Genomic DNA, 19,924 nt, shown 5'->3' with positions numbered 1-19,924 from the left:
GCGGATGCCTCAGGCGGGCGGGTGCCTCAGCTGAGCTGCGTGCGCTCGACCCACTCGAGGTATTCCTCGGTGACCGTGCCGGTCACGTACTCGCCGGTGAAGCACGACAGGTCGAGCTCGGTGATCGAGGTGCCCTCGGTGATCGCCGCCTGCAGGTCGGCGACCTCCTGGTAGATCATGTGGTCCGCGCCGAGCTCGGCGCCGATCTCGGGGATCTTGCGGCCGTGCGCGATGAGCTCCTGACGGCTCGGCATGTTGATGCCGTACACGTGCGGGTAGCGCACGGGCGGTGCGGCCGACGTGAAGGTCACCTCGTTGGCGCCCGCGTCGCGGGCCATCTGCACGATCTGCTGCGAGGTCGTGCCGCGCACGATCGAGTCGTCGACGATGAGCACGTTCTTGCCCTTGAACTCGGTGCCCATCGCATTGAGCTTCTGGCGCACCGATCGCTTGCGCTGCGCCTGGCCGGGCATGATGAACGTGCGGCCGACGTAGCGGTTCTTGTAGAAGCCCTCGCGGTACTCGATGCCGAGCTTCTGCGCGACCTGCATCGCGGCGGGCCGCGACGAGTCGGGGATCGGCATGACGACGTCGATGTCGCCCTTCGCCAGGTGGGTCTCGATGGTGCCGGCGAGCCGGTCGCCCATGCGCAACCGAGCCTCGTAGACCGAGATGCCGTTCATGATCGAGTCGGGCCGGGCGAGGTACACGTACTCGAACGAGCAGGGCACGAGCCGCGGCGACCTGGCGCATTGCCGCGAGATGAGCTCGCCGTCGAGCGTGATGAAGACCGCCTCGCCGGGTTCGACGTCGCGCACGATCTCGTAGTCGCCGTTCTCGAGTACGAGCGACTCGCTCGCGACGATCCACTCGTCCTTGCCGGCCGCCGACGTGCGGCGTCCGAGGATCAGCGGCCTGATGCCGTACGGGTCTCGGAACGCGAGCAGCCCGTGGCCGGCGATGAGCGCGATCACGGCGTACGAGCCCTCGACGCGCTCGTGCACCTGCGACACGGCCGTGAAGACCTGGTCGGGGTCGAGCTCGAGGCCGGTGATCTGCCCCTGCAGCTCGGTCGCAAGCACGTTCAGCAGCATCTCGGTGTCGCTCGTCGAGTTCACGTGACGCCGATCGATGCGGAAGAGGTCGCCAGAGAGCTCGCGCGTGTTCGTGAGGTTGCCGTTGTGCACGAGGATGATGCCGTACGGCGCGTTCACGTAGAACGGCTGCGCCTCCTCCTCGCGCTCGGCGGCGCCCTTCGTCGTGTAGCGGACGTGCCCGAGGCCGATGTTGCCGAGCAGCGACCGCATGTCGCGCGTGCGGAACGCCTCGCGCACCTGGCCGCGCTGCTTCGTCATGTGGAAGACGGGTCCGTCGGCGGTCGCGATGCCGGTCGAGTCCTGGCCGCGATGCTGCAGCAGCAGCAGGCTGTCGTAGATCTGCTGGTTGACCGGTTCGGTGGAGACGATGCCGACGATGCCGCACATGCGAGCGATGGCTCCTCGAGGGGGTGGGGGAGGTCCGACCTGGACGCTCAATCCTCCCATACCGCCGAGGCGGCTCCGGCGGTGGGCACGCGAGCGCTGAGGTTGTCGATTCGAATCGACTTCTAGTATATTGTGCGGACGCTGATCGAAGGGCTGCACCATGAGACGGACCGCGAAGGCGCGAACGCGCTGGGCCATCGGGGCGATGATCGCCGTTGCGGGCGTCCTCGGGCTGGGGGTCGCGCAACCGGCTCTCGGGTCGGAGCCGGGCGGTGCGCAGGAGCCTGTTCCTGAGGTGATCCAGTCGCTCACGCCGACCTTCAAGGTCGCGGGCGGGGGCATCGAGCGGGGCGGCCCGTTCATGTGCCCGCCGACGCACAAGTGGCTCGTGAACGAGAAGAAGTCCGAGCTCTACGACCTTCCGAACGGGGTGGGCGAGGTGTCGGGCGCGCCGTGGCTCGAGCTCGTTCCGAAAGCCGGGCACGTCATCGGGGCGCTGTCGCGCGTCGTCGGCGTCGCGAACGTGTCGTTCCATAATCAGACTCGCACTGACCGCGAGGGGTATCTCGTGCTGCACTGCACCAACAACCCCGCTCGTTCGTACACCCTCGAATCCTCGGCCGCGGTGGCCACGCCTCGCGTGATCCAGCACCTCACGCCGACACAGGTCGTGGCACGCGCCGAGATCAGTCCGCTCGAGACGTACGCATGTCCACAGGAGACCCACCCCTGGCTGGTGAGTGAGAAGCTCTCGGACTGGTACCCGCTCCCGCTCGGCGTCGGGGAGGTCACCAACGGGAAGTGGATGGAGCTGGTCCCCTCGGCCGATCCGCTCGTGGGAGCCGATGGTCGCGTGATCGGCATCACGAACGCGAAGTTCCACAACATGGGCGCGAAGACGTTCGACGGCTACTTCGTGCTGCACTGCACGAACGACGCCACCTGGACGTATCCGTAGCAGCCGAGCGAAGGTGGGTCGGCCGCAAGGGGCCTGCGCTCAGTACTGCGACGGCGTCGGCAGCACGGCCATGGTGCAGCGCGAGACGCACACGAGCTTGCCGGCCTCGTCGGTGATTCGGATGTCCCAGATCTGCGTCGTGCGCCCGCGGGTCAGCGGGCGCGCCTCGCCGTAGACCCAGCCCTCGGGCACGGGTCGCACGTGATTGGCGTTGATCTCCATGCCCACGCAGTAGAACCTGTCGGGATCGACGGTGAAGCTCGCGCCCCAGCTCGCGAGCGTCTCCGCGAGCGCGACGGATGCTCCGCCGTGCAGCACACCGCCGGGTTGCCGGGTGCGGCCGTCGACGGGCATGCGCCCCATCAATGCGTCGTCCGTGAGCTCGGTCATCTCGATGCCGAGCGCGCGGAGCGCGGTGCCTTCACTGCGGGTGTTCGCCCACTCGATCGAGGGCTCGCCGAACCAGATGCTCATGCGCGCAGTCTGGCAAGGGGAGACGAAAAAAGCGAGGTCTCAACGACCCCGCCATGCTCAGAATATATCGGAAGGGGGGCCTTGCCGCAAGGCCCGGGTGGTGGCGGAGAATGATCGGCCGACGCCACGAAACCCCCGATCGGAGCCGATACATGCCACCGCTCACGACCCAGGTCTTCGCGCTGCCCGACCTCGCCGCCAAGGCGGATCCGTCCGTGATCGCCGAAGACGAGGCGCACTTCGCAGCGATTGCCGCGACGCTCGAGCAGACGATCGCCGACCTCACGCAACGCCTCGAGCACGCGCGCCTCGCACCCGGCGTGAAGGGGCAGGCGGCGCTCGAACGCGACCTCGAGATCCACCGGCTGAGCGGCCGCCTTCGCACGCTCGGCCGGTTCGGCCTCGATCTCTGCCTGGGGCGCGTGGTCGGGGCGGATGCCTCGGAGCCGGTGTACCTCGGCCGGCTCGGTCTCACCGACCAGGACGGCCGCCGGCTGCTGCTCGACTGGCGGTCGCCCGCGGCCGAGCCCTTCTTCGGCGCGACGCACGCGAACCCGATGGGCCTCGTGAGCCGCCGCCGCTACCGGTGGGTGCGCGGGCGGATCACCGACTACTGGGACGAGGTGTTCACGCCCGAGGGGCTCGAGCGGGGTGCCGCGCTCGACGACCAGTCCGCGTTCATCGCGAGCCTCTCGGGCAGTCGTTCCGATCGGATGCGCGACGTGCTCAGTACGATCCAGGCCGATCAGGATGCGATCATCCGGGCAGGCTCGCACGGCTCGCTCGTCGTCGACGGCGGTCCGGGCACGGGCAAGACGGTCGTCGCGCTGCACCGCGCCGCGTACCTGCTGTACTCGGATCCTCGGCTGCGCGGCAGTCGTGGCGGTGTGCTCTTCGTAGGGCCGCACCAGCCGTACCTCGCGTACGTCGCCGACGTGCTGCCCGGGCTCGGCGAGGACGGTGTGCAGACCTGCACGCTGCGTGATCTCGTGGCCGAGGGGGCCGAGGTCGGGGCCGAGCTCGATCCGGAGATCGCGGGCCTCAAATCGTCGGCCGAGCTGGTCGGCGTTGTCGAGACCGCGGTGCGGGCGTACGAGGCGCCTCCGGTCGACGGCCTCACCGTGTCGACCGATTGGTTCGATCTCGAGGTCGAGCCGGGCGACTGGGCGGAGGCGTTCGCGGCGCGTGACGCGACCACGCCGCACAACGAGGCGCGCGGGGAGGTCTGGGAGGCGCTGCTCGACCTTCTGGCCGACCGGCTCGACGCCGACCTCGCCGACGGCGGTCTGCCGGTGCGGGCGATTCGGGGCGCCCTCGCCCAGGACGAGGGCCTCCGTCGTGCGTTCAGCCGGGCGTGGCCCCTGCTCGACCCGGCCGGGCTGGTGGCCGACCTCTGGAGCGTGCCCGCCTACCTACTGCGGTGCGCGCCGTGGCTCACGCCCGACGAGGTGGCGATGCTGCAGCGCGACGATCCGCGGGCCTGGACCGCATCCGACCTCCCATTCCTCGACGCCGCACGCCGGCGCATCGGCGACCCCGAGGCGACGGCCCGCGAACGACGGCGGGACGCGATCCTCCGGGCACAGCGCGAGCTGATGGCCGACGTCGTCGACGACCTCATCGCAGCCGATGCGACGAGCGACGACGGCGTCGGGCTCGTCACCATGTTGCGCCGCGAGGACGCGCAGCATTCGCTCATCGACGAGTCCGAGGCGCCGAGCGCCGATCCCGACCTGCTCGCCGGGCCGTTCGCGCACGTGATCGTCGACGAGGCGCAGGAGCTCACCGATGCCGAGTGGCAGATGCTCCTCGCCCGCTGCCCGTCGCGGAGCTTCACGATCGTGGGCGACCGCGCGCAGGCGCGGCACGGCCTCGTCGAGCCGTGGACCGAGCGGCTCGAGCGGGTCGGCCTCGACCGCATCGGCCTCGCCCCGCTCGGCATCAACTACCGCACGCCGGCGGAGATCATGGCCGAGGCCGCCCCCGTGATCCGGGCGGCCATCCCCGACGCGAACGTGCCCACATCGATCCGGCGGAGCGGTGTTCCAGTGGCGCACGGCACGGTCGACGAGCTGCCCACGATCGTCGACGATTGGCTCGCCGAGCACGACGAGGGCATCGCCTGCGTGATCGGCGACCGCTCGTTCCAGGCGACGCCACGCGTGCGCTCGCTCACGCCTGAGCTTGCCAAGGGGCTCGAGTTCGACCTCGTCGTGCTCGTCGACCCCGACCGGCTCGGCGAGGGTATCGAGGGCGCGGTGGACCGGTACGTCGCCATGACGCGCGCGACGCAGCGGCTGGTCGTCCTCACGAGCGACTGAGTTCGCGAACGACCGGTCTCAGGCGAGCTCGGCGATGATCGGGTGGATCGCGTCGTCGAACGCCGCCGCGTCGGCGCGCAGGGTGTCGGTGACGGCGACGGTCATGCTGCCGATCCACCACACCCCGGGGCTGCGCAGCGGCACGATCTCGACGTTCAGCTCGAAGGAGTGCGCGCGGCGGCCGACCTCGCGCTCGTGCTCGGCGATCGTGCCCGCATACGCGCGGTAGGAGTCGCCCCGGCGCGCGCTCGCCGCGGTGCGGTACTGCTCGTGGACGCGATCGGCCCAGGCCTTCGCGCCCTCGGCCGGCGGCGCGATCGCGGCGCGCAACTCGTCGGCGCCGGTGCTCGCCAACGCGACCTCGGTGCCGTACTCGGGCACGAGCACGAGCGGCACCTCGGAGGGGTGTGCCTCGGGCTCGACGGTCATGGCCCACCACGCGCGCCACTGCCGCTCGAGCGCGTCCTGCCGGTCTGTGGGCAGTGGTGGGCCGAGGGCCCCGAGGCCGCGCAGCCGCGGCAGCTCGACGGGCGAGGCGATCGCGAGCACCTCGCGCAGATACAGGGCGAGCAGCACCGCGCGACTCGCATTCTCGCGAATCACCCACGATGGCGTCGCACCCGCGTGCATAGCCCGGATTCTACGCGCCTCTGCGAATGGCATAGCGGAGGCCATAACCGAATGCTAGTATGCACTCCAGCTTCTTTCGCCAGGGAGGTACCCGCATGCACCGCACCCTCACCGCGATCGCAGCGGCGGCCGCGACCGCGGCGCTCACATTCGGACTCGCGCAGCCGGCCTCGGCCGCGGACGACCCTGAAGCTCCGGCCGCGGAGCCATCGGAGATCATCCATGTCACGCCGACCTGGAAGATCCGCGCAGTGAACATCAACCCGGTGCGCCCAGAGGCGCAGCTCTGCCCACCGAGTCATCCATGGCTCGTCGACGAGAAGAAGGAGCGCGCCCCCGGTCGGTATATGCCGCGCGGTTCCGAAGCGATCACGAACGCGTACTACTTGCAGCTCCGAGTGAACTCGATCGGTGAGGGTGCCGGCGACGGCAAGGTCGGCGGTGTCGGGAACATCCAATTGTTCAACGACGGCGTCACCGACATCGAGGTGCACTTCCGGCTGCACTGCACCAACGACCCGAACCGGGCCTACCCGCGCTGACCAGCGCGATCCGGGCGTGCACACAGCCCGGTGGCTCGGTGGGCCGATACCCTGGGGGAGTGAGCGCCAACTCGTCCTACGCCGCGGCCGGAGTCGACACCGCCGCCGGCGACCTCGCCGTCGAACTCATGAAGGCGTCGGTCGCTGCGACCCACGGCCCGAACGTCCTCGGCGGGGTCGGCGGGTTCGCCGGCCTCTACGACCTCTCGTTCGCGAAGGACTACGCCAAGCCCCTGCTCGCGACCTCGACCGACGGCGTCGGCACGAAGATCGCGATCGCGCAGGCGCTCGACGTGCACGACACGATCGGCCAGGACCTGGTCGGCATGGTCGTCGACGACATCGTCGTGGTCGGCGCGACGCCGTTGTTCATGACCGACTACATCGCGTGCGGCAAGGTCGTGCCCGAGCGCATCGCCGCCATCGTCACGGGCATCGCGCGCGCGTGCGCCGAGACCGGCACGGCCCTCGTCGGCGGCGAGACCGCCGAGCATCCCGGCCTCATGGGCGCCGACGACTACGACGTCGCGGGCGCAGCGGTCGGCATCGTCGAGGCCGACCGCGTCCTCGGCGCCGAGCGCGTCGCCGACGGCGACGCGATCATCGCCATCGAGTCGAGCGGGCTGCACTCCAATGGCTTCTCGCTCGTCAGGCACATCCTCTCGCAGCGCGGCATCGGGTACACGGATGCCTCGGCCGAACTCGGCACGACCTGGGGGCAGGCACTGCTCGAGCCGACGAGGCTCTATGCCGGCCCGCTCGTCGAGCTGCTCGCAGACGAGCGGCTCGGGGCATCCGTCCATGCTCTCTCGCACGTGACCGGAGGCGGACTCGCCGCCAATCTCGCGCGCGTACTGCCCCGCGGATCGTGGGCCGAGGTCGACCGCTCGACCTGGTCACCGGCACCCGTGTTCCGGGTGCTCAACGACCTCGCCGGCACGACGCTCGAGTCGACCGAGGGCACGTGGAACCTCGGTGTCGGGTTCTTCGCGGTCGTCGCGCCCGACGCGGCCGACGCCGTCATCGCCGAGCTCGGAGCGCTCGGGCTTCCGGCCTGGCGCACCGGCACGGTCGGGTTCGGTGCGCATCCCGACGCCGGCGACGGCTGGGAACAGGGCGCGAAGGGCGTCGACGGCGGCGCCGTGCGCCTCGTCGGCGGCTACGCCCGATAGGTCGACGACATGCGCGCGGCGGTCTCCCTCGGCATCCACAGCCACACGCCGGTCGACGCCGTGCGTGTGCTCGCGCCGCGTCTCGAACGGCTCGGCTTCGCCGCCCTGTGGATCAACGACGTGCCCGGGGGTGACTCGATCTCAGGGCTGCGCGCCGCGGCGGAGTCCACCTCGACGCTCGGGCTCGCGACCGGCGTCATCCCGCTCGACCGCCGCCGGGCTGCAGAGCTCGACGTGCGGGATCTGCCCGCCGAGCGCACCACGCTCGGGATCGGCTCCGGCCAGGCGCCGCATCCGGTGCGGCTCGTCGCCGACGGGCTCGCCGCACTGCGGGCGGCGACCGAAGCGCGACTGGTCGTCGGCGCGCTCGGTCCGCGGATGCGGCGGCTGGCGGCCGAGAAAGCCGACGGCGTGCTGCTCAACTGGCTGACTCCGGAGGCGGCGGCCGAGGCCGACCGGGAGCTCCGCCGCGCGGCGGGCGAGCGTGCCGTGCGGAGCATCCTCTACATCCGCACCATCGCCGATGCGGCCGCACGACCCGCGCTCGAGCGCGAAGCCGACTCCTACGGCGCGATTCCCGCGTACGCGGCGAACTTCGACCGGCTCGGCATCCGGCCGATCGAGGCCACGCTCGACGGCGGCGGCGGCGAGCGGCTCGGCGACTACGACGTGGTGGATGAGGTCGTGCTGCGTGCGATCACGCCGACCGGCGGGCTCGCCGACCTGGAGCGGTTCGCCGAGGAGACCGCGGCATGGTTCGCTGATCGGCCTCATGCGTGACCGCGACGGCGCGACGGGCTACCCTGCGAGCATGCGCAGGATGACGAAGACCCGGAACGCTGCAGCGCTCACCGGGGTGCTGATGATCATCGGGCTCGGCCTGTCCGGTTGTGCCGGCGAGGCCGGCGACGACAGCGGCATCGACGCGGTCGGCACCTGGGGCGATCCGTCGGCCGAGAACGCGGCCTACCTGTCCCTCGACGCCGACGGCGGTCTCACCGGCAGCGACGGCTGCAACAGGCTCACCGGGAGCTGGAAGCTCAACCCGGCGGACCAGATCCAGTTCGAGCAGGTCGCGTCGACCCGGATGGCATGCGAGGGCGTCGAGACCCCGCTCGAGGGGCTCGACGTCGCCACCATCTCGGGTGACACCATGACGGTGTTCGGCGAGGCCGACGCGCAGATCGCGACGCTCGAACGCAGCTCGACCGAACCACAGTAAGGATGGCGAGCCAACTCGTCATCCGGTCGGCCGCGCGCGGGCTCACCGACTCCGTCATCCCGTTCGCCACCGCCGAGCTCATGCAGCGGCATCTCGTCGCACTGCGGTACGCGCTGCCCTACGACGCCGGGCAGATCCTCGTGTTCGACCGCAGCCGCGACCGGCACCGGCAGGTGGCGCAGGTCGGCTACTCCGACGAGATCGCGCGGGTGATGGCCGAGGAGTTCACCCTGAACTGGCCCCGGCCCGTGTGGGAGCCGGTCATCGAAGGCGACGATCTGCCGCCGACGATCGGGTCCGAACGCGATGTGCCCGCGAGCTTCCGCCGGTCGAAGATCTACGACGAGCATCTCGGGCCGGCCGGGTACCGTGACGGGCTCACGCTCGAGCTCCACCATCGCGGTCGGTACGTCGGACTGGCCAACTTCTCGTCGTACACGCCGGAGTTCTACACGACCGAGTTGCGGCGGCGGAGTCTCGCGTTCGCCTCGCTGCTCGGGCATGCGGTCAACGCCACCGCGCAAGATCTCGAGGGGGTGCCGCTCTCGGCGGCCGCGTCGACGCTCGGTCGCGACGGCGCCGTGCACGCGGTCGACGGTCGTGCGCCCAGCACCCTGACCGGGCACGACGACTTCCGGCGGACCGCCGCGATGCTCTTCGACTCGCCGCAGACCGACGTGGCGTTCCTGTGGAACCTCGGCACGTCGTGGTTCAGGGTCGTGCTGCGCCGGCAGGCGGAGGACGCGTTCTCCGGGCACGAGTCGATCGTGGTCGTCGAGGAGGAGATCGAGCGCCCCTACGGTCTGACCCCGACCGAGCTGCGGGTGCTCACGCGGCTCGTGCTCGGGTCCTCGAACGACGAGATCGCGCGTGCGATGTCGATCGGCGTCCGCACCGTGCACACGCACATCTCGGCGATCCTCGCCAAGCTGGGCTGCAGCCGGCGGTCGCAGGCCGTTGCGAGCGCCATCCGCAACGGGCTCTTCCGTCCTGAGGACGCACCGGACGCGTCGCTCGCGGACCTCATCCACTGAGCACACCTGCGCGGTCTGCGCTGAGCCCACGTGCTCTGTGCGTCGCGCGTCGCCGTGTTTCGCGTACGTAACGTTTCCGCGCGCTCGTCGCGATCTCCGCATTTGTACGGAGAAACCCGGCTGACACCTCGCGTACGTTCTGTCTTCACCAAGGGGCATCCGGCCCTTTCCCGACTGACTGGACTCGACCATGCACCGATTCACCCGCTCTGCGGCCGTCGTCCTCGGCGCCGCCGCTGCGCTGCTGCTGTCCTCCTGCGCCGCCGGCGACGCGACCGGCTCCGAGACCTCCGGCGGAGACGGGGGCGGGAGCAAGGGAGCGGTCGCCATGAGCTTCGCCGGCCTCGACATCCCGATCTGGGTCGACCAGCTCGCGATCATGGAGCCGATCATCAACGAGGCCGGCTACGAGTTCCTGAGCGACGACCCCGCCTGGGACATCCAGACCCAGGTCAACAACTGGGAGAACTGGATCCAGCGCGGCGACGTGAAGGCGATCCAGGGCTACCCCGTGCAGTCCGATTCGATGGTGGCCGTGACCGAGAAGGCGCAGGCGGCAGGCATCCCCGTGCTCGGCTACGCGTCGGCCTGGGAGGGCACGTCGGCTGCGGTGCTGCTCAACAACTACGAAGACGGGGTTCGGCTCGGCGAAGAGGCCGGGGCCTGGATCGAGGAGAACACGGAGGGCACGCAGCCGGTCGCGCTCCTCGGTTACTGGGAGACCGACCTCGGCCGCGAACGCAGCGAGGGCATCGTGGCCGGGCTCGAGAACAGCGGCGCGGACGTCTCCATCAACGAGATCTCCGTCATCAACCTCGATGACGGGTACGCGGCCGCGCAGAGCCAGCTCGCCGCGCAGCCCGACACGAAGATCTGGCTGGGTATGGCCTCCGAGCCGCTGCAGGGCGCGTACCAGTACCTGACCGACCAGGGTGTCGCCGAGGACGACCCGTCGTTCCTGCTCGGCGCGCTCGACGCGACCGACGAGATCCTCGACATCGTCGCGGTGCAGGACTCGATCTGGCGCCTGAGCTACATCCTGCCCGCGAAGGTCCTCGCCGAGGCGAACGCGTCGCTGCTCATCGCGGCGGCCGAGGGCGATGAGCTCGAGGACATCGTCATCGAGTCGATCCAGGTCACGCCCGACAACTACGCCGACTTCTACGTCAACCAGTAGCGCCATGCCGGCTTCATCGACGCTCCGGCTGGAGCTGCGCGAGATCACGGTCGACTTCGGCGCGACCCGGGCCCTCGCCCGGGTCACCGCCGACATCGCGCCCGGCGAGATCGTCGGACTCCTCGGGCACAACGGCGCGGGCAAGTCCACGCTGTTCAACGTGCTCGCGGGGGTCATCCGGGCGACGAGCGGGTCGTTCCTCCTCGACGGCGATGAGGTGCCGAGCGGCATCACGCCGCGCGACGTCGCCTCGCTCGGCATCGCGATCCTGCACCAGGAGCCGGCGCTCGCGTCGAACCTGACGGTGTTCGAGAACCTCTGGCTGGCGCAGTCCGCGGAGCGCGGCGTCGATCGACGCCGCGCGGCCGCGGACGCGCTGGCCAGGGTCGGCGCCGAGCTCGACCTCGATCTGCCGGTCGCGAGCCTGAGCCTCGGGCAGCGCCAGCTCGTCGGGCTCGCGCGCGGCGTGCTCGGCCGGGACATGCGCGTGCTGCTCCTCGACGAGCCGACGGCGGCGCTCGGCAAGCACGAGACCGAGGCGCTGCACCGGCTCATCCGGCGCTTCGCCGACGAGGGCGTCACCGTCATCTACGTGTCGCACCGGTTGCCCGACATCCTGTCGGTGTGCGAGCGGATCATGATCCTCTCGGGTGGCCGGCTGGTCGCCGACGAACCGGCCTCGGCGTTCACGCCGCAGCGGCTCGCGCGTGCGCTCGCCCCGGATCTCGTGACCGTCGAGCAGACGGCCGCGGAGACCGGGGAGGTCGGCCTCGCCGTCTCGCACGGCGCGCACTGGCTCGAGGTGCGCACGGGGGAGGTGGTCGGCCTCTTCGGCATGGCGGCGGGCGACCAGTTCCGGCTCATCGAACGGCTCTTCGGCGTACACGGGCGGAGCCGTTTCGAGCTCGACGGGGCCGAGGTCGAGGTGGCGGCGCCGCGCCAGGCCATGCGACGCGGCGTCCACCTGGTCCCGGCCGACCGTGAGAAGGACGGGCTGATCTCCGGGCTGAGTGCTGCGGAGAACGTCTTCCTGCCCTGGTATTCGGCGAGCGGCTCTGGATGGTGGATCGACGAGCGAAGCGGGACGGCCACATACGACTCGGCGCGCGCGAAGCTCAACATCATGGGGCCCGCGCGCTCCGAGCCGATCGACGGCTTCTCGGGCGGCAACCGGCAGAAGCACCTCCTGGCCAGGTGGATGTTCGCCGAACAGCCGCGAGTGCTCCTGCTCGCACAGCCCACACAGGGCGTCGACGTCGGCGCCAAGGCCGACATCGTGCGTGCCGTTCGCGAGCTCGCGGCGAGCGGGGCGACCGTCGTGGTCGCCTCCGCCGAGTCCGACGAGATCGCGTCGATGTGCGACCGGGCGTACGTGCTGCTCGGTGCGCTCGTGCGCGAGCTGCCTCGCACCCCCGACTTCGACGAGCGCCTGCTCGCCTCCCTGCTCGACCTCGCGGACGGCGCCGAGCGCCCCAGCACCGAAGGAATCGCCTCATGAAAACCTCGTCAGCGATCTCGCTGTTCGTCGCGAAGAACGGCATCTTCGCCGCACTCGTCCTGCTCGTGGCGCTGTTCGCGATCCTGAACCCGAACTTCGCAACGCTCGGCAACGCGCAGAACATTCTGCTGCAGTCCGCCGAGCTCGGGCTCATCGTCATCCCGCTCGCCTTCCTCGTCATGTCGGGCTCGCTCGACCTGTCGGTCGGCTCGGTCGCCTCCGCGGCCGCCGTCACGTCGGCCCTGACCATGGCCGCGACCGGCAACACTCTGCTGGGTCTCGCGGTCGCGCTCGCGCTCGGCGCCGTGGCGGGTGCGATCAACGGGTTCCTCATCGCCTACCTGCGGCTCAACCCGATCGTGGTCACGCTCGGCTTCCTCAGCATCTGGGGCGGTTTCGCACAGCTGATCACGGGCGGCAAGACCGTGCAGCGGTCGAGCCTGCCCGAAGACTTCCGCGCGATCGGCACGTTCAGCATCGGGCCGGTCCCGCTGCAGATCGTGCTGCTGGTGCTTGTCGTGGCGCTCGGCTGGTACTTCCTGCGCCGCAACAAGCTCGGCAAGGAGGTCCTCGCGATCGGCGGCAACGAGCGGGCCGCGCACCTCATGGGCATCAACGTGCCGCTGCGGCGCTTCCAGCTGTTCATCGCGTCGGGTGTCGCCGCCGCGATCGCCGGCGTCATGCTCACCGCGAAGGTGCAGTCGGCGAGCCCGGTGATCGGCTCGGGCATGGAGCTCCAGGCGCTCACGGTCGTGCTGCTCGGCGGCGTCGCGTTCGAGGGTGGCATGGGGCGTATCTCGGGTGTGGTCGCCGGTCTGCTCTTCTTCAAGGTGCTGAGCAACGGCCTGGTCTTCCTGCAGGTCTCGCCGTTCGTGCAGACCATCCTCGTCGGTGCGACCCTCGTGGTCGCCGTCGCGCTCGACACGTCGATCCAGCGGATGCTGCGTCGCGCGTGGGCCCAGCTCGGCAAACGCACGGCGCAGGGCCCCGATCAGCATCCCGATCCAGACGACGAACCCGAGACGGCGCCGGCATCGACCGCGCGCGGAGGAGACGCATGACCAGGAACACCGGATACGTCTGGCACGAACGGTACGGATGGCACGACACGGGCACGTTCGCGGGCATCGTGCCGCCCGGGCCCATGGTGCAGCCGTTCCACAACTTCGAGTCGCCCGAGTCGAAGACGAGGTTCAACAGCCTCGTCGAGGTCAGTGGCCTCGTCGAGCACCTCACGAAGCTGCGCCCCGCCCTCGCGACCGAGGAGGACGTGCTGCGGGTGCACACGCCCCGGCACCTCGAGCACATCAGGTCGCAGAGCGAGGCACAGCTCGGCGACGCGGGTGACGGCTGGTCCCCGTTCGGCCGGGGCGCCTACGAGATCGCGCTGCTCGCGGCCGGCGGAACGATCACCGCCACCGAGGCGGTGCTGACCGGGGCCGTCGACAACGCCTACGCCCTCGTGCGTCCGCCCGGGCACCACGCCGAACGTGACCTGGGGATGGGCTACTGCCTGTTCGCCAACATCCCGATCGCGATCGAGTGGGCGCGTGTGCACCACGGGGTCGAACGCGTCGCGGTCGTCGACTACGACGTGCACCACGGCAACGGCACCCAGCACATCTACGAGGACGATCCGGACGTGCTCGCGATCTCGCTGCACCAGGACCGGCTGTTCCCTCAGGACTCCGGCCTCGTCGACGAGAGGGGGTTCGGGGCGGGGGCCGGCGCGACCATCAACGTGCCGTTGCCGGCGGGCAGCGGGAACGGCGCCTACCTCGCGGCGTTCGAGCGCGTCGTCGGCCCCGCGCTCCGCGCGTTCAAGCCGCAGCTCATCATGGTCGCGAGCGGCTTCGACGCGTCAGCGGTCGACCCGCTCGGGGGGATGACGGTCACCGCGAGCGCGTACCGGTCGATGGCGAGCACCCTCGTCGCGCTCGCCGACGAGCTGTGCGACGGCCGGCTGGTCTTCTCACACGAGGGCGGCTACTCGCCCGTCTACGTGCCGTACTGCGGTCTCGCCGTCCTCGAGGCGATCAGCGGCGTCGAGACGGGCGTGCCCGACCCCTACGCCCACTCGTTCGAGCACTCGCCGGCGCATCCGCTGAAGCCCTGGCAAGACGAGGTCATCGGCGCGAGCGAGGCGCTCGCGCGACAGCTCGGGCTCGTGGTGTAGCGAACCACGACTGATCGAGGCGCCCGGGCGGAATCGCCCGGGCGCCTCGTCGTGCCGGCCGGGTCCTGGAGGTCAGCCGGCGAGACCCAGGAACACGATGGCCCGCCGCTCGAACTCGACGAGCTGAGTCGAGGAGAGCCGGCCGACCATTGCGCCGACATTCGTGCGGCGGACGGTCGTCAGCTTGTCGATCATGATGAAGCTCCGCTGTGAGATGCCGGAGGTCGGGTCGGCGGGGACCTCGAGGCGGAGCAGGGGTGCGTCGATGTCTGTGGTCGTGAACGGGCATACTGTGACCGAGTCGGTGTCGAAACGGTCGTCTTGCACGATGAGCGCCGGCCGTGGTTTGGAGGCGTAGACGCCGCCGGCCACCAGCCAGATCTCGCCGCGTCTCACTCGTCCCAGTCCGTCGAGACGGCTTCGACGAAGTCCTGGTCATCGGTCAGTCGGCTCGCGTCCGCGACGAGTCGCGCCTGCCGGTGGGCCTCGGCCGCGAACTCGGCCGAGCGTACGTCGGGCACCCAAATCTGCACCGGGCGCAGCCCTTGCTCGCGGAGCCTGGCACGGTGCGCACTCACGCGTTCTCTGACAGCCATACCTTCATGTTACATGTAACGCGAGATGGTGAAAAGGGAAGCAATAGATGCTCGCATCGCTCGGTGCGATTATCTTCGGAGGTTGCGTCCGTTGTTCGTGGTCCGCCTGGTCGGATAGCTGACGAAGCGGCGGCATCTCAAGTGGTCGCCTGCTCGCCGGTCCCCACCGGTACGGTATGAGCAACTGGGTACGAGCAGGCCCGTCGGCGCCGAAGACGACAGATGGCCTCGAAGTTCGAAGAACGACGCGCAGTGCTACCGCCGATCTGGCGGCGTCCGAGTAAGTGCCTTGATAGGAGTTGGAGGAACTGCGTGGCGATGCGCGACGAGGCGAGCGGAGAAATCGAGTCGATGTCCGACGGTGTCCTGATCAAGGTGATCGCTGTGCTTGACGTTGGGTATATATTCCTCGGACGCACGGTGAGCGGTGGTAACTCGCGCTTCTCCTTCACTGAGCCCGTTGACCTGCAGAGAGGCGACGTGATCTTCATCAATGAACAGCAGTGGTCTCGTGCGCCTAGTTCCGCTTGGGTGGACGACAGCGGGGTCGGTGTGGTCCGAAAAATCCTTGATGATGGTGTTGTCATTGAGACTAGCGGTGGTGGCATGCGGGTCCTTGATGGTGTTCCACGTATCGAGATCGATTCTGGAAATACGATCCAATACACAGAAATTGACGGCATCATCCGCGTGTTATCGGAGACGCCCCTCAGATATCGAGATTCAGGGATTGACGAGGACCTCGGCGAATACATTGTTAGGCCCGGCGATACGAAGCTGACTTTTGATTCATTCGGCGGGTACGAAGACGTCAAAGCCCGAGCGCGAGAACTCATTGAGACGCAACTGGATCGAGCTGAAGAACTTCGGAGAATCGGCGCGAAGCCTGTCAAAGGTGTGATCTTCACGGGCGCTCCTGGCACAGGAAAAACCCATCTCGCTCGTGTCATCGCAGACGTTGCGGACGCGGTCTTCTACCTTGTCAGTGGGCCGTCAATTGTGAGCAAATGGGTTGGCGATAGCGAAGAAGCTCTTCGTCGACTCTTTGAGGATGCGGCTAAGAAGCCTCGAGCGATCATCTTCTTCGATGAGATCGACAGCATTGCGGGGCGTCGTTCGTCTGATACCAACGGCGAGTCCAAGCGCGTCGTCGCCCAGCTACTTACTCTTTTAGACGGGTTCGAGGCGGACAGTAACGTCATCGTGATTGCTGCCACGAACCGTGTGGAGGATATTGATGAAGCACTCCTGCGTCCAGGCCGGTTCGACTGGGAGATTCAGTTCAATCTGCCGGCCCCACAGGATCGTTTCGAGATTTTGACACTGAAGGCGAACGAGCTCGAGACGGATGTGAATCTCCCGCTGGAGGAACTCACGACGGCAACCGAGGGCTGGTCAGGTGCCATGCTGACGGCGCTGTGGACCGAGGCGGCACTCCTAGCGGCCGGTGATGGCCGCGTGAGCATCGCAGACGAAGACCTCGCCATCGCCTTCGAGCGCGTGCGCACGCGGCCGGTTCACGTTAGATCGGAATCGTCCAATGTCGCTTAGGACGTCGATGCGGCATCCGATCAGGACGTTAAAGGCTTGGCAGGAAGGCCGCCGTCACCGCGCTGACAGCGAAGAGATTAGGCGTCAACTGCCGCTGCGTGAGTTCGTCTACCTCGATGCCGTGAGCCTTCATAGTCTTCTTGTCTCGCAGACTGACACCATTCCGGAAGCGATCACGCAGGCAATTTCCCGCGCGGATGAAGCTGAGCTGATTGGGACTATGGGCGCTTCGGTGGGAACTGAGCTCGTGGGCAAGGCGGAGTCAAAAGTCAGCGCTCGGTATCAGACGAGCAACAGCGATAGCACACAGAGCTCGCGGAAGGCGATAATTCAAACCCTCTTCAAGGAGCTGCGAGAGCTCCCGCTTAGCTTTGGTCTCGTTGCTCCCGCGCTGACGCCTAGGGCGTTCGAGCAAGTGAGTGAAATGCAAAGCGCGAAGCCGAACATCGCCGAGAACGCCACTTCGTTCACCCGTGGTGCTCTCATCGAAGTCGAAGTGGTACTCGCAGTAGACCCAGTCTTCAAGCTCGGAGCGATGATGAACGAGTGGTCCGCCATGGCGGACGACTTCCCCGGGATGTTCGACCGCGGGGTGCTCGGATTCCTTCGCGAGTCGGCACCGATTATGAAAGTGCTCGACCGCTTTCTCGCAGGCCTCATTCCCGTCAAGGCGACGGCTGTGAATTATGTCGTCGTCACGGTCGAGGGGGTGGAGTACGTCGCACATAAGCACGCGATCAAAGATCTTCACCTGGAAACAAGGCCGTTGCGGATCGCGGGTGTTACGGAGCACCTAGGATTCTGGAAGGACGTGCGCCGAGTGTTGTTCTCGGAAGCCCGTTTTACGATGCTCTGTCGTGTCGCTCGGGATGGTCTTCACGACAAGTGGACCCCGGTCAAGCTGGCGGACCTCTTTAGTGAAATCGCGCCCGGCTTCGTCGACCAAATCAATGCAATCCGGTCGCCGACCGCTGCCGACGTTCCTGGTTCAGGCCTCCAGGCTCAGAATCTCGTGATGGCGGACGCGCTTGTGCGCTACAAGGATGCAATCGTGGCGACGAGTCCGTCGTGGACAGATGAAGGCAATAGTGCCTTTGTAGAACTCGTCACTCAGGTGTCGGCGGGGTCGTCCGATGCGGTTGCCCAGAAGGAGGCATTCGACCGCGTGCGGGATTTCGCGGTGGGCCAGATGGGCTGTCAGGCGCTCTCGCCGGAGCACGACTTGCATGCGCGTCAAGAGGCTAGGGCTAAGGCAGGACTCAGGCTGTTCCCAACGCCAATGTCGAATGTCCGGGTTTCGGCTGCTGCTGCGGCGCAGGCGAACTCGTTGCCGGCGGCCACCACCGATGAGCGAATCCTCGACACGGAGATCATCGCAATTTATTGGTGACGTCAGACAGATCGACAGGCCGTGGTGACTTCGGCTGTGCCGCGAGCGCCGCCCGGCGGCAGGGTCCGAGGTCGCGCCCGGTGAGATTCGTATACGCCGCGGTCTGCGACGCGCGCGAACCCGCATACACGACCGAAGCCGCGGTCGCCCCAAAACAGGGGTCAGGTCAGCGCTGGGTGGAACCGTCGCCGGGGACGTAGCTCTCGTCGTCGGCGGCATACTCCGCCCACTTCGAGGCTTCGTCCTCGTACGGGTCGTGCTGCCCGTTGGTCAACTCGCGCTCGAGCGCACTGTAGTCGGTGTCGGGGCTGAAGTACTTCAGCTCCCGAGCGACCTTGGTGTGCTTGGCTTTCTGACGGCCGCGCCCCATGCGTGACCCCCTTACGACGTCTGGCCGGGTGGAGATGCGTCTCACCCGGCTCACTCTGATGATGAACACGCTTGCCCGCCAGTTTAGCACCGCTGGTTGATCTCCCCTCCTGTGGTTCGCGGCGCAGACATGCTGAGATGGAGTGTGCATCCCGTGCCCGAGCGAGTGAAGGTGGCGGTGGTCGGCGCCGGTCAGGCCGGGCTCTCCGTCGCCTACTATCTGCGGCGGTTCGAGCTCGTGGCGGACGAGGACTTCACCATCCTCGATCGGGCGCCAGGACCGGGCGGTGCGTGGCAGCACCGGTGGTCTTCGCTGCGACTCGGCACCGCGCACCGCGTCAACGATTTGCCGGGAATGGCGGAGCTGGGGTTGAGCTTCGACGACGCCGACCGGCAGCTGCCGGCGCGTGAGGTCGTGGCCGACTACTACGGGCGGTTCGAGGAGCACTTCGAGCTCCGCGTGCACCGGCCCGTCCAGGTCCGCCGGGTCGAGAACGCCGGCGCCGATCTGAAGATCGACTTCGAGGATCTCAGCGCGCCCGCCCCCGAAGAGCCCGTGGTCGAAGCGCCGAAGGCGCGCGGCTTCTTCGGCCGTCGCCGGAAGACGTTCCACGAGGTCAAACAGGCCGCCGCACCTCGGCACACGCTGCACGCGCAGTTCCTGGTCAATGCCACGGGCACCTGGGGTTCGCCGTTCGTGCCGTTCTATGCGGGTATGAGCGATTTCCGCGGTCGGCACCTGCACACCTCCGACTTCGTCGATGCCGAGCAGTTCCGCGACCAGCGCGTCGTCGTCGTCGGCGGCGGCACGTCGGCCATCGGCTTCATGCTCGAGCTCGAGGACATCGCCGCCGAGCTGACCTGGGTGGCGCGCCGACCGATCGACTGGCTCGACCGGCAGGAGCTCGACCTCGAGGGCGCATCCGCCGCGGTCGCCGTGCAAGACGAGGCGGCACGATCGGGTCGCGCGCTGCCGTCGATCGTGAGCGGCACCGGGGTGCCGAAAAGCCGCCGCATCGCGGCGGCCATCGAGCGGGGTCACCTGGTCGCACGGCCGATGTTCGACCACATCGAGGCGGACCGCGTCGTGTGGGCCGACGGCGCGTCGGCCGGTGCCGACGCGATCATCTGGGCCACGGGATTCCGGCCCGAGCTGCGTCATCTCTCGCCGCTGCGCCTCCGCGAGAAGGCGGGCGGCGTCGCGGTCGGGCAGGGCGCCGTGTGGAACGATCCGCGGGTGTTCCTCGCGGGGTACGGACCGCAGGCCTCGACGATCGGCGCGAATCGCGCCGGTCGCATGATCGCCCGCCAGATCATGGCGATGCTCTAG

20 protein-coding genes are annotated in these 19,924 nt (G+C 68.5%); 14 read left to right on the top strand and 6 right to left on the bottom strand.

What is annotated here, in order from left to right; genetic code table 11:
* Positions 1–26: 26 nt before the first annotated feature.
* Positions 27–1,484, bottom strand: a complete 1,458-nt coding sequence (gene purF / locus QU602_RS16045) for an amidophosphoribosyltransferase (RefSeq protein ID WP_308797459.1) — start codon at positions 1,482–1,484, stop codon at positions 27–29.
* Between the two features lie 160 nt (positions 1,485–1,644).
* Between purF and QU602_RS16040 the strand changes: the two genes are divergently transcribed.
* Entirely contained in the window at positions 1,645–2,442 is a 798-nt protein-coding gene (locus QU602_RS16040; RefSeq protein WP_308797458.1) for a hypothetical protein, read from the top strand.
* Between the two features lie 39 nt (positions 2,443–2,481).
* Here the strand turns inward: QU602_RS16040 and QU602_RS16035 are convergent, their stop codons facing one another.
* On the bottom strand, positions 2,482–2,916 hold the full coding sequence (locus QU602_RS16035) for a hotdog fold thioesterase (RefSeq protein ID WP_308797457.1): 435 nt from the start codon (positions 2,914–2,916) through the stop codon (positions 2,482–2,484).
* A 152-nt stretch (positions 2,917–3,068) separates the two neighbouring features.
* Here QU602_RS16035 and helR point away from each other — a divergent pair, with 152 nt between their 5' ends.
* Positions 3,069–5,237 (top strand): RNA polymerase recycling motor ATPase HelR, encoded by a 2,169-nt coding sequence (gene helR, locus QU602_RS16030; protein ID WP_308797456.1) that lies wholly within the window; start codon positions 3,069–3,071, stop codon positions 5,235–5,237.
* A gap of 18 nt (positions 5,238–5,255) precedes the next feature.
* Here the strand turns inward: helR and QU602_RS16025 are convergent, their stop codons facing one another.
* Positions 5,256–5,867 (bottom strand): zinc-binding alcohol dehydrogenase, encoded by a 612-nt coding sequence (locus QU602_RS16025; protein ID WP_308797455.1) that lies wholly within the window; start codon positions 5,865–5,867, stop codon positions 5,256–5,258.
* Positions 5,868–5,962: 95 nt separating this feature from the next.
* On the opposite strand from QU602_RS16025, the gene QU602_RS16020 reads away from it, so the two are divergent.
* From QU602_RS16020 to QU602_RS15980, 9 genes are all read left to right on the top strand, one after another.
* Positions 5,963–6,409: a hypothetical protein gene (locus QU602_RS16020; protein ID WP_308797454.1), complete on the top strand. Its 447-nt coding sequence runs from the start codon at positions 5,963–5,965 to the stop codon at positions 6,407–6,409.
* Between the two features lie 59 nt (positions 6,410–6,468).
* A complete protein-coding gene (gene purM, locus QU602_RS16015; RefSeq protein ID WP_308797453.1) occupies positions 6,469–7,581 on the top strand; it encodes a phosphoribosylformylglycinamidine cyclo-ligase in 1,113 nt (370 codons plus the stop codon).
* Positions 7,582–7,590: 9 nt separating this feature from the next.
* Entirely contained in the window at positions 7,591–8,361 is a 771-nt protein-coding gene (locus QU602_RS16010; RefSeq protein ID WP_308797452.1) for an LLM class flavin-dependent oxidoreductase, read from the top strand.
* A 40-nt stretch (positions 8,362–8,401) separates the two neighbouring features.
* Positions 8,402–8,803 carry an META domain-containing protein gene (locus QU602_RS16005; RefSeq protein ID WP_308797451.1) on the top strand — a complete coding sequence of 134 codons (402 nt, stop codon included), beginning with the start codon at positions 8,402–8,404 and terminating at the stop codon, positions 8,801–8,803.
* A 2-nt stretch (positions 8,804–8,805) separates the two neighbouring features.
* Positions 8,806–9,837 carry a helix-turn-helix transcriptional regulator gene (locus QU602_RS16000; RefSeq protein ID WP_308797450.1) on the top strand — a complete coding sequence of 344 codons (1,032 nt, stop codon included), beginning with the start codon at positions 8,806–8,808 and terminating at the stop codon, positions 9,835–9,837.
* Between the two features lie 190 nt (positions 9,838–10,027).
* The gene (locus QU602_RS15995; RefSeq protein ID WP_308797449.1) at positions 10,028–11,014 is read left to right on the top strand and encodes a substrate-binding domain-containing protein; all 987 of its coding nucleotides are present in this window, start codon (positions 10,028–10,030) and stop codon (positions 11,012–11,014) included.
* 4 nt (positions 11,015–11,018) lie between these two features.
* Entirely contained in the window at positions 11,019–12,512 is a 1,494-nt protein-coding gene (locus QU602_RS15990; RefSeq protein ID WP_308797448.1) for a sugar ABC transporter ATP-binding protein, read from the top strand.
* Positions 12,509–13,573 carry an ABC transporter permease gene (locus QU602_RS15985; protein WP_308797447.1) on the top strand — a complete coding sequence of 355 codons (1,065 nt, stop codon included), beginning with the start codon at positions 12,509–12,511 and terminating at the stop codon, positions 13,571–13,573. Before QU602_RS15990 ends, QU602_RS15985 begins: the two co-directional genes overlap by 4 nt.
* Positions 13,570–14,688 carry a class II histone deacetylase gene (locus QU602_RS15980; protein ID WP_308797446.1) on the top strand — a complete coding sequence of 373 codons (1,119 nt, stop codon included), beginning with the start codon at positions 13,570–13,572 and terminating at the stop codon, positions 14,686–14,688. Before QU602_RS15985 ends, QU602_RS15980 begins: the two co-directional genes overlap by 4 nt.
* 72 nt (positions 14,689–14,760) lie before the next feature.
* On the opposite strand, the gene QU602_RS15975 is transcribed toward QU602_RS15980, so the two are convergent.
* Complete coding sequence (locus tag QU602_RS15975; RefSeq protein ID WP_308797445.1) at positions 14,761–15,084, bottom strand: type II toxin-antitoxin system PemK/MazF family toxin; 324 nt, start codon at positions 15,082–15,084, stop codon at positions 14,761–14,763.
* Positions 15,081–15,284 carry an antitoxin MazE family protein gene (locus QU602_RS15970; RefSeq protein WP_308797444.1) on the bottom strand — a complete coding sequence of 68 codons (204 nt, stop codon included), beginning with the start codon at positions 15,282–15,284 and terminating at the stop codon, positions 15,081–15,083. The genes QU602_RS15975 and QU602_RS15970 overlap by 4 nt, the downstream gene beginning before the upstream one ends.
* A gap of 318 nt (positions 15,285–15,602) precedes the next feature.
* On the opposite strand from QU602_RS15970, the gene QU602_RS15965 reads away from it, so the two are divergent.
* Both QU602_RS15965 and QU602_RS15960 read left to right on the top strand, forming a co-directional pair.
* Positions 15,603–16,835, top strand: coding sequence for an ATP-binding protein (locus tag QU602_RS15965; RefSeq protein ID WP_308800201.1), 1,233 nt, complete (start codon positions 15,603–15,605; stop codon positions 16,833–16,835).
* Between the two features lie 7 nt (positions 16,836–16,842).
* Positions 16,843–18,225, top strand: coding sequence for a DUF6414 family protein (locus QU602_RS15960; RefSeq protein ID WP_308797443.1), 1,383 nt, complete (start codon positions 16,843–16,845; stop codon positions 18,223–18,225).
* Positions 18,226–18,391: 166 nt separating this feature from the next.
* Here QU602_RS15960 and QU602_RS15955 read toward each other — a convergent pair whose 3' ends face one another.
* Entirely contained in the window at positions 18,392–18,595 is a 204-nt protein-coding gene (locus QU602_RS15955; RefSeq protein ID WP_308797442.1) for a DUF3073 domain-containing protein, read from the bottom strand.
* A 153-nt stretch (positions 18,596–18,748) separates the two neighbouring features.
* Here QU602_RS15955 and QU602_RS15950 point away from each other — a divergent pair, with 153 nt between their 5' ends.
* Positions 18,749–19,924 carry an NAD(P)-binding domain-containing protein gene (locus tag QU602_RS15950; protein WP_373692842.1) on the top strand — a complete coding sequence of 392 codons (1,176 nt, stop codon included), beginning with the start codon at positions 18,749–18,751 and terminating at the stop codon, positions 19,922–19,924.

It is taken from the genome of Agromyces protaetiae (assembly GCF_030866785.1).
In the GTDB taxonomy this organism is placed as follows: Bacteria; Actinomycetota; Actinomycetes; order Actinomycetales; family Microbacteriaceae; genus Agromyces; species Agromyces silvae.
This window is presented reverse-complemented; position numbering and strand designations above follow the sequence as displayed.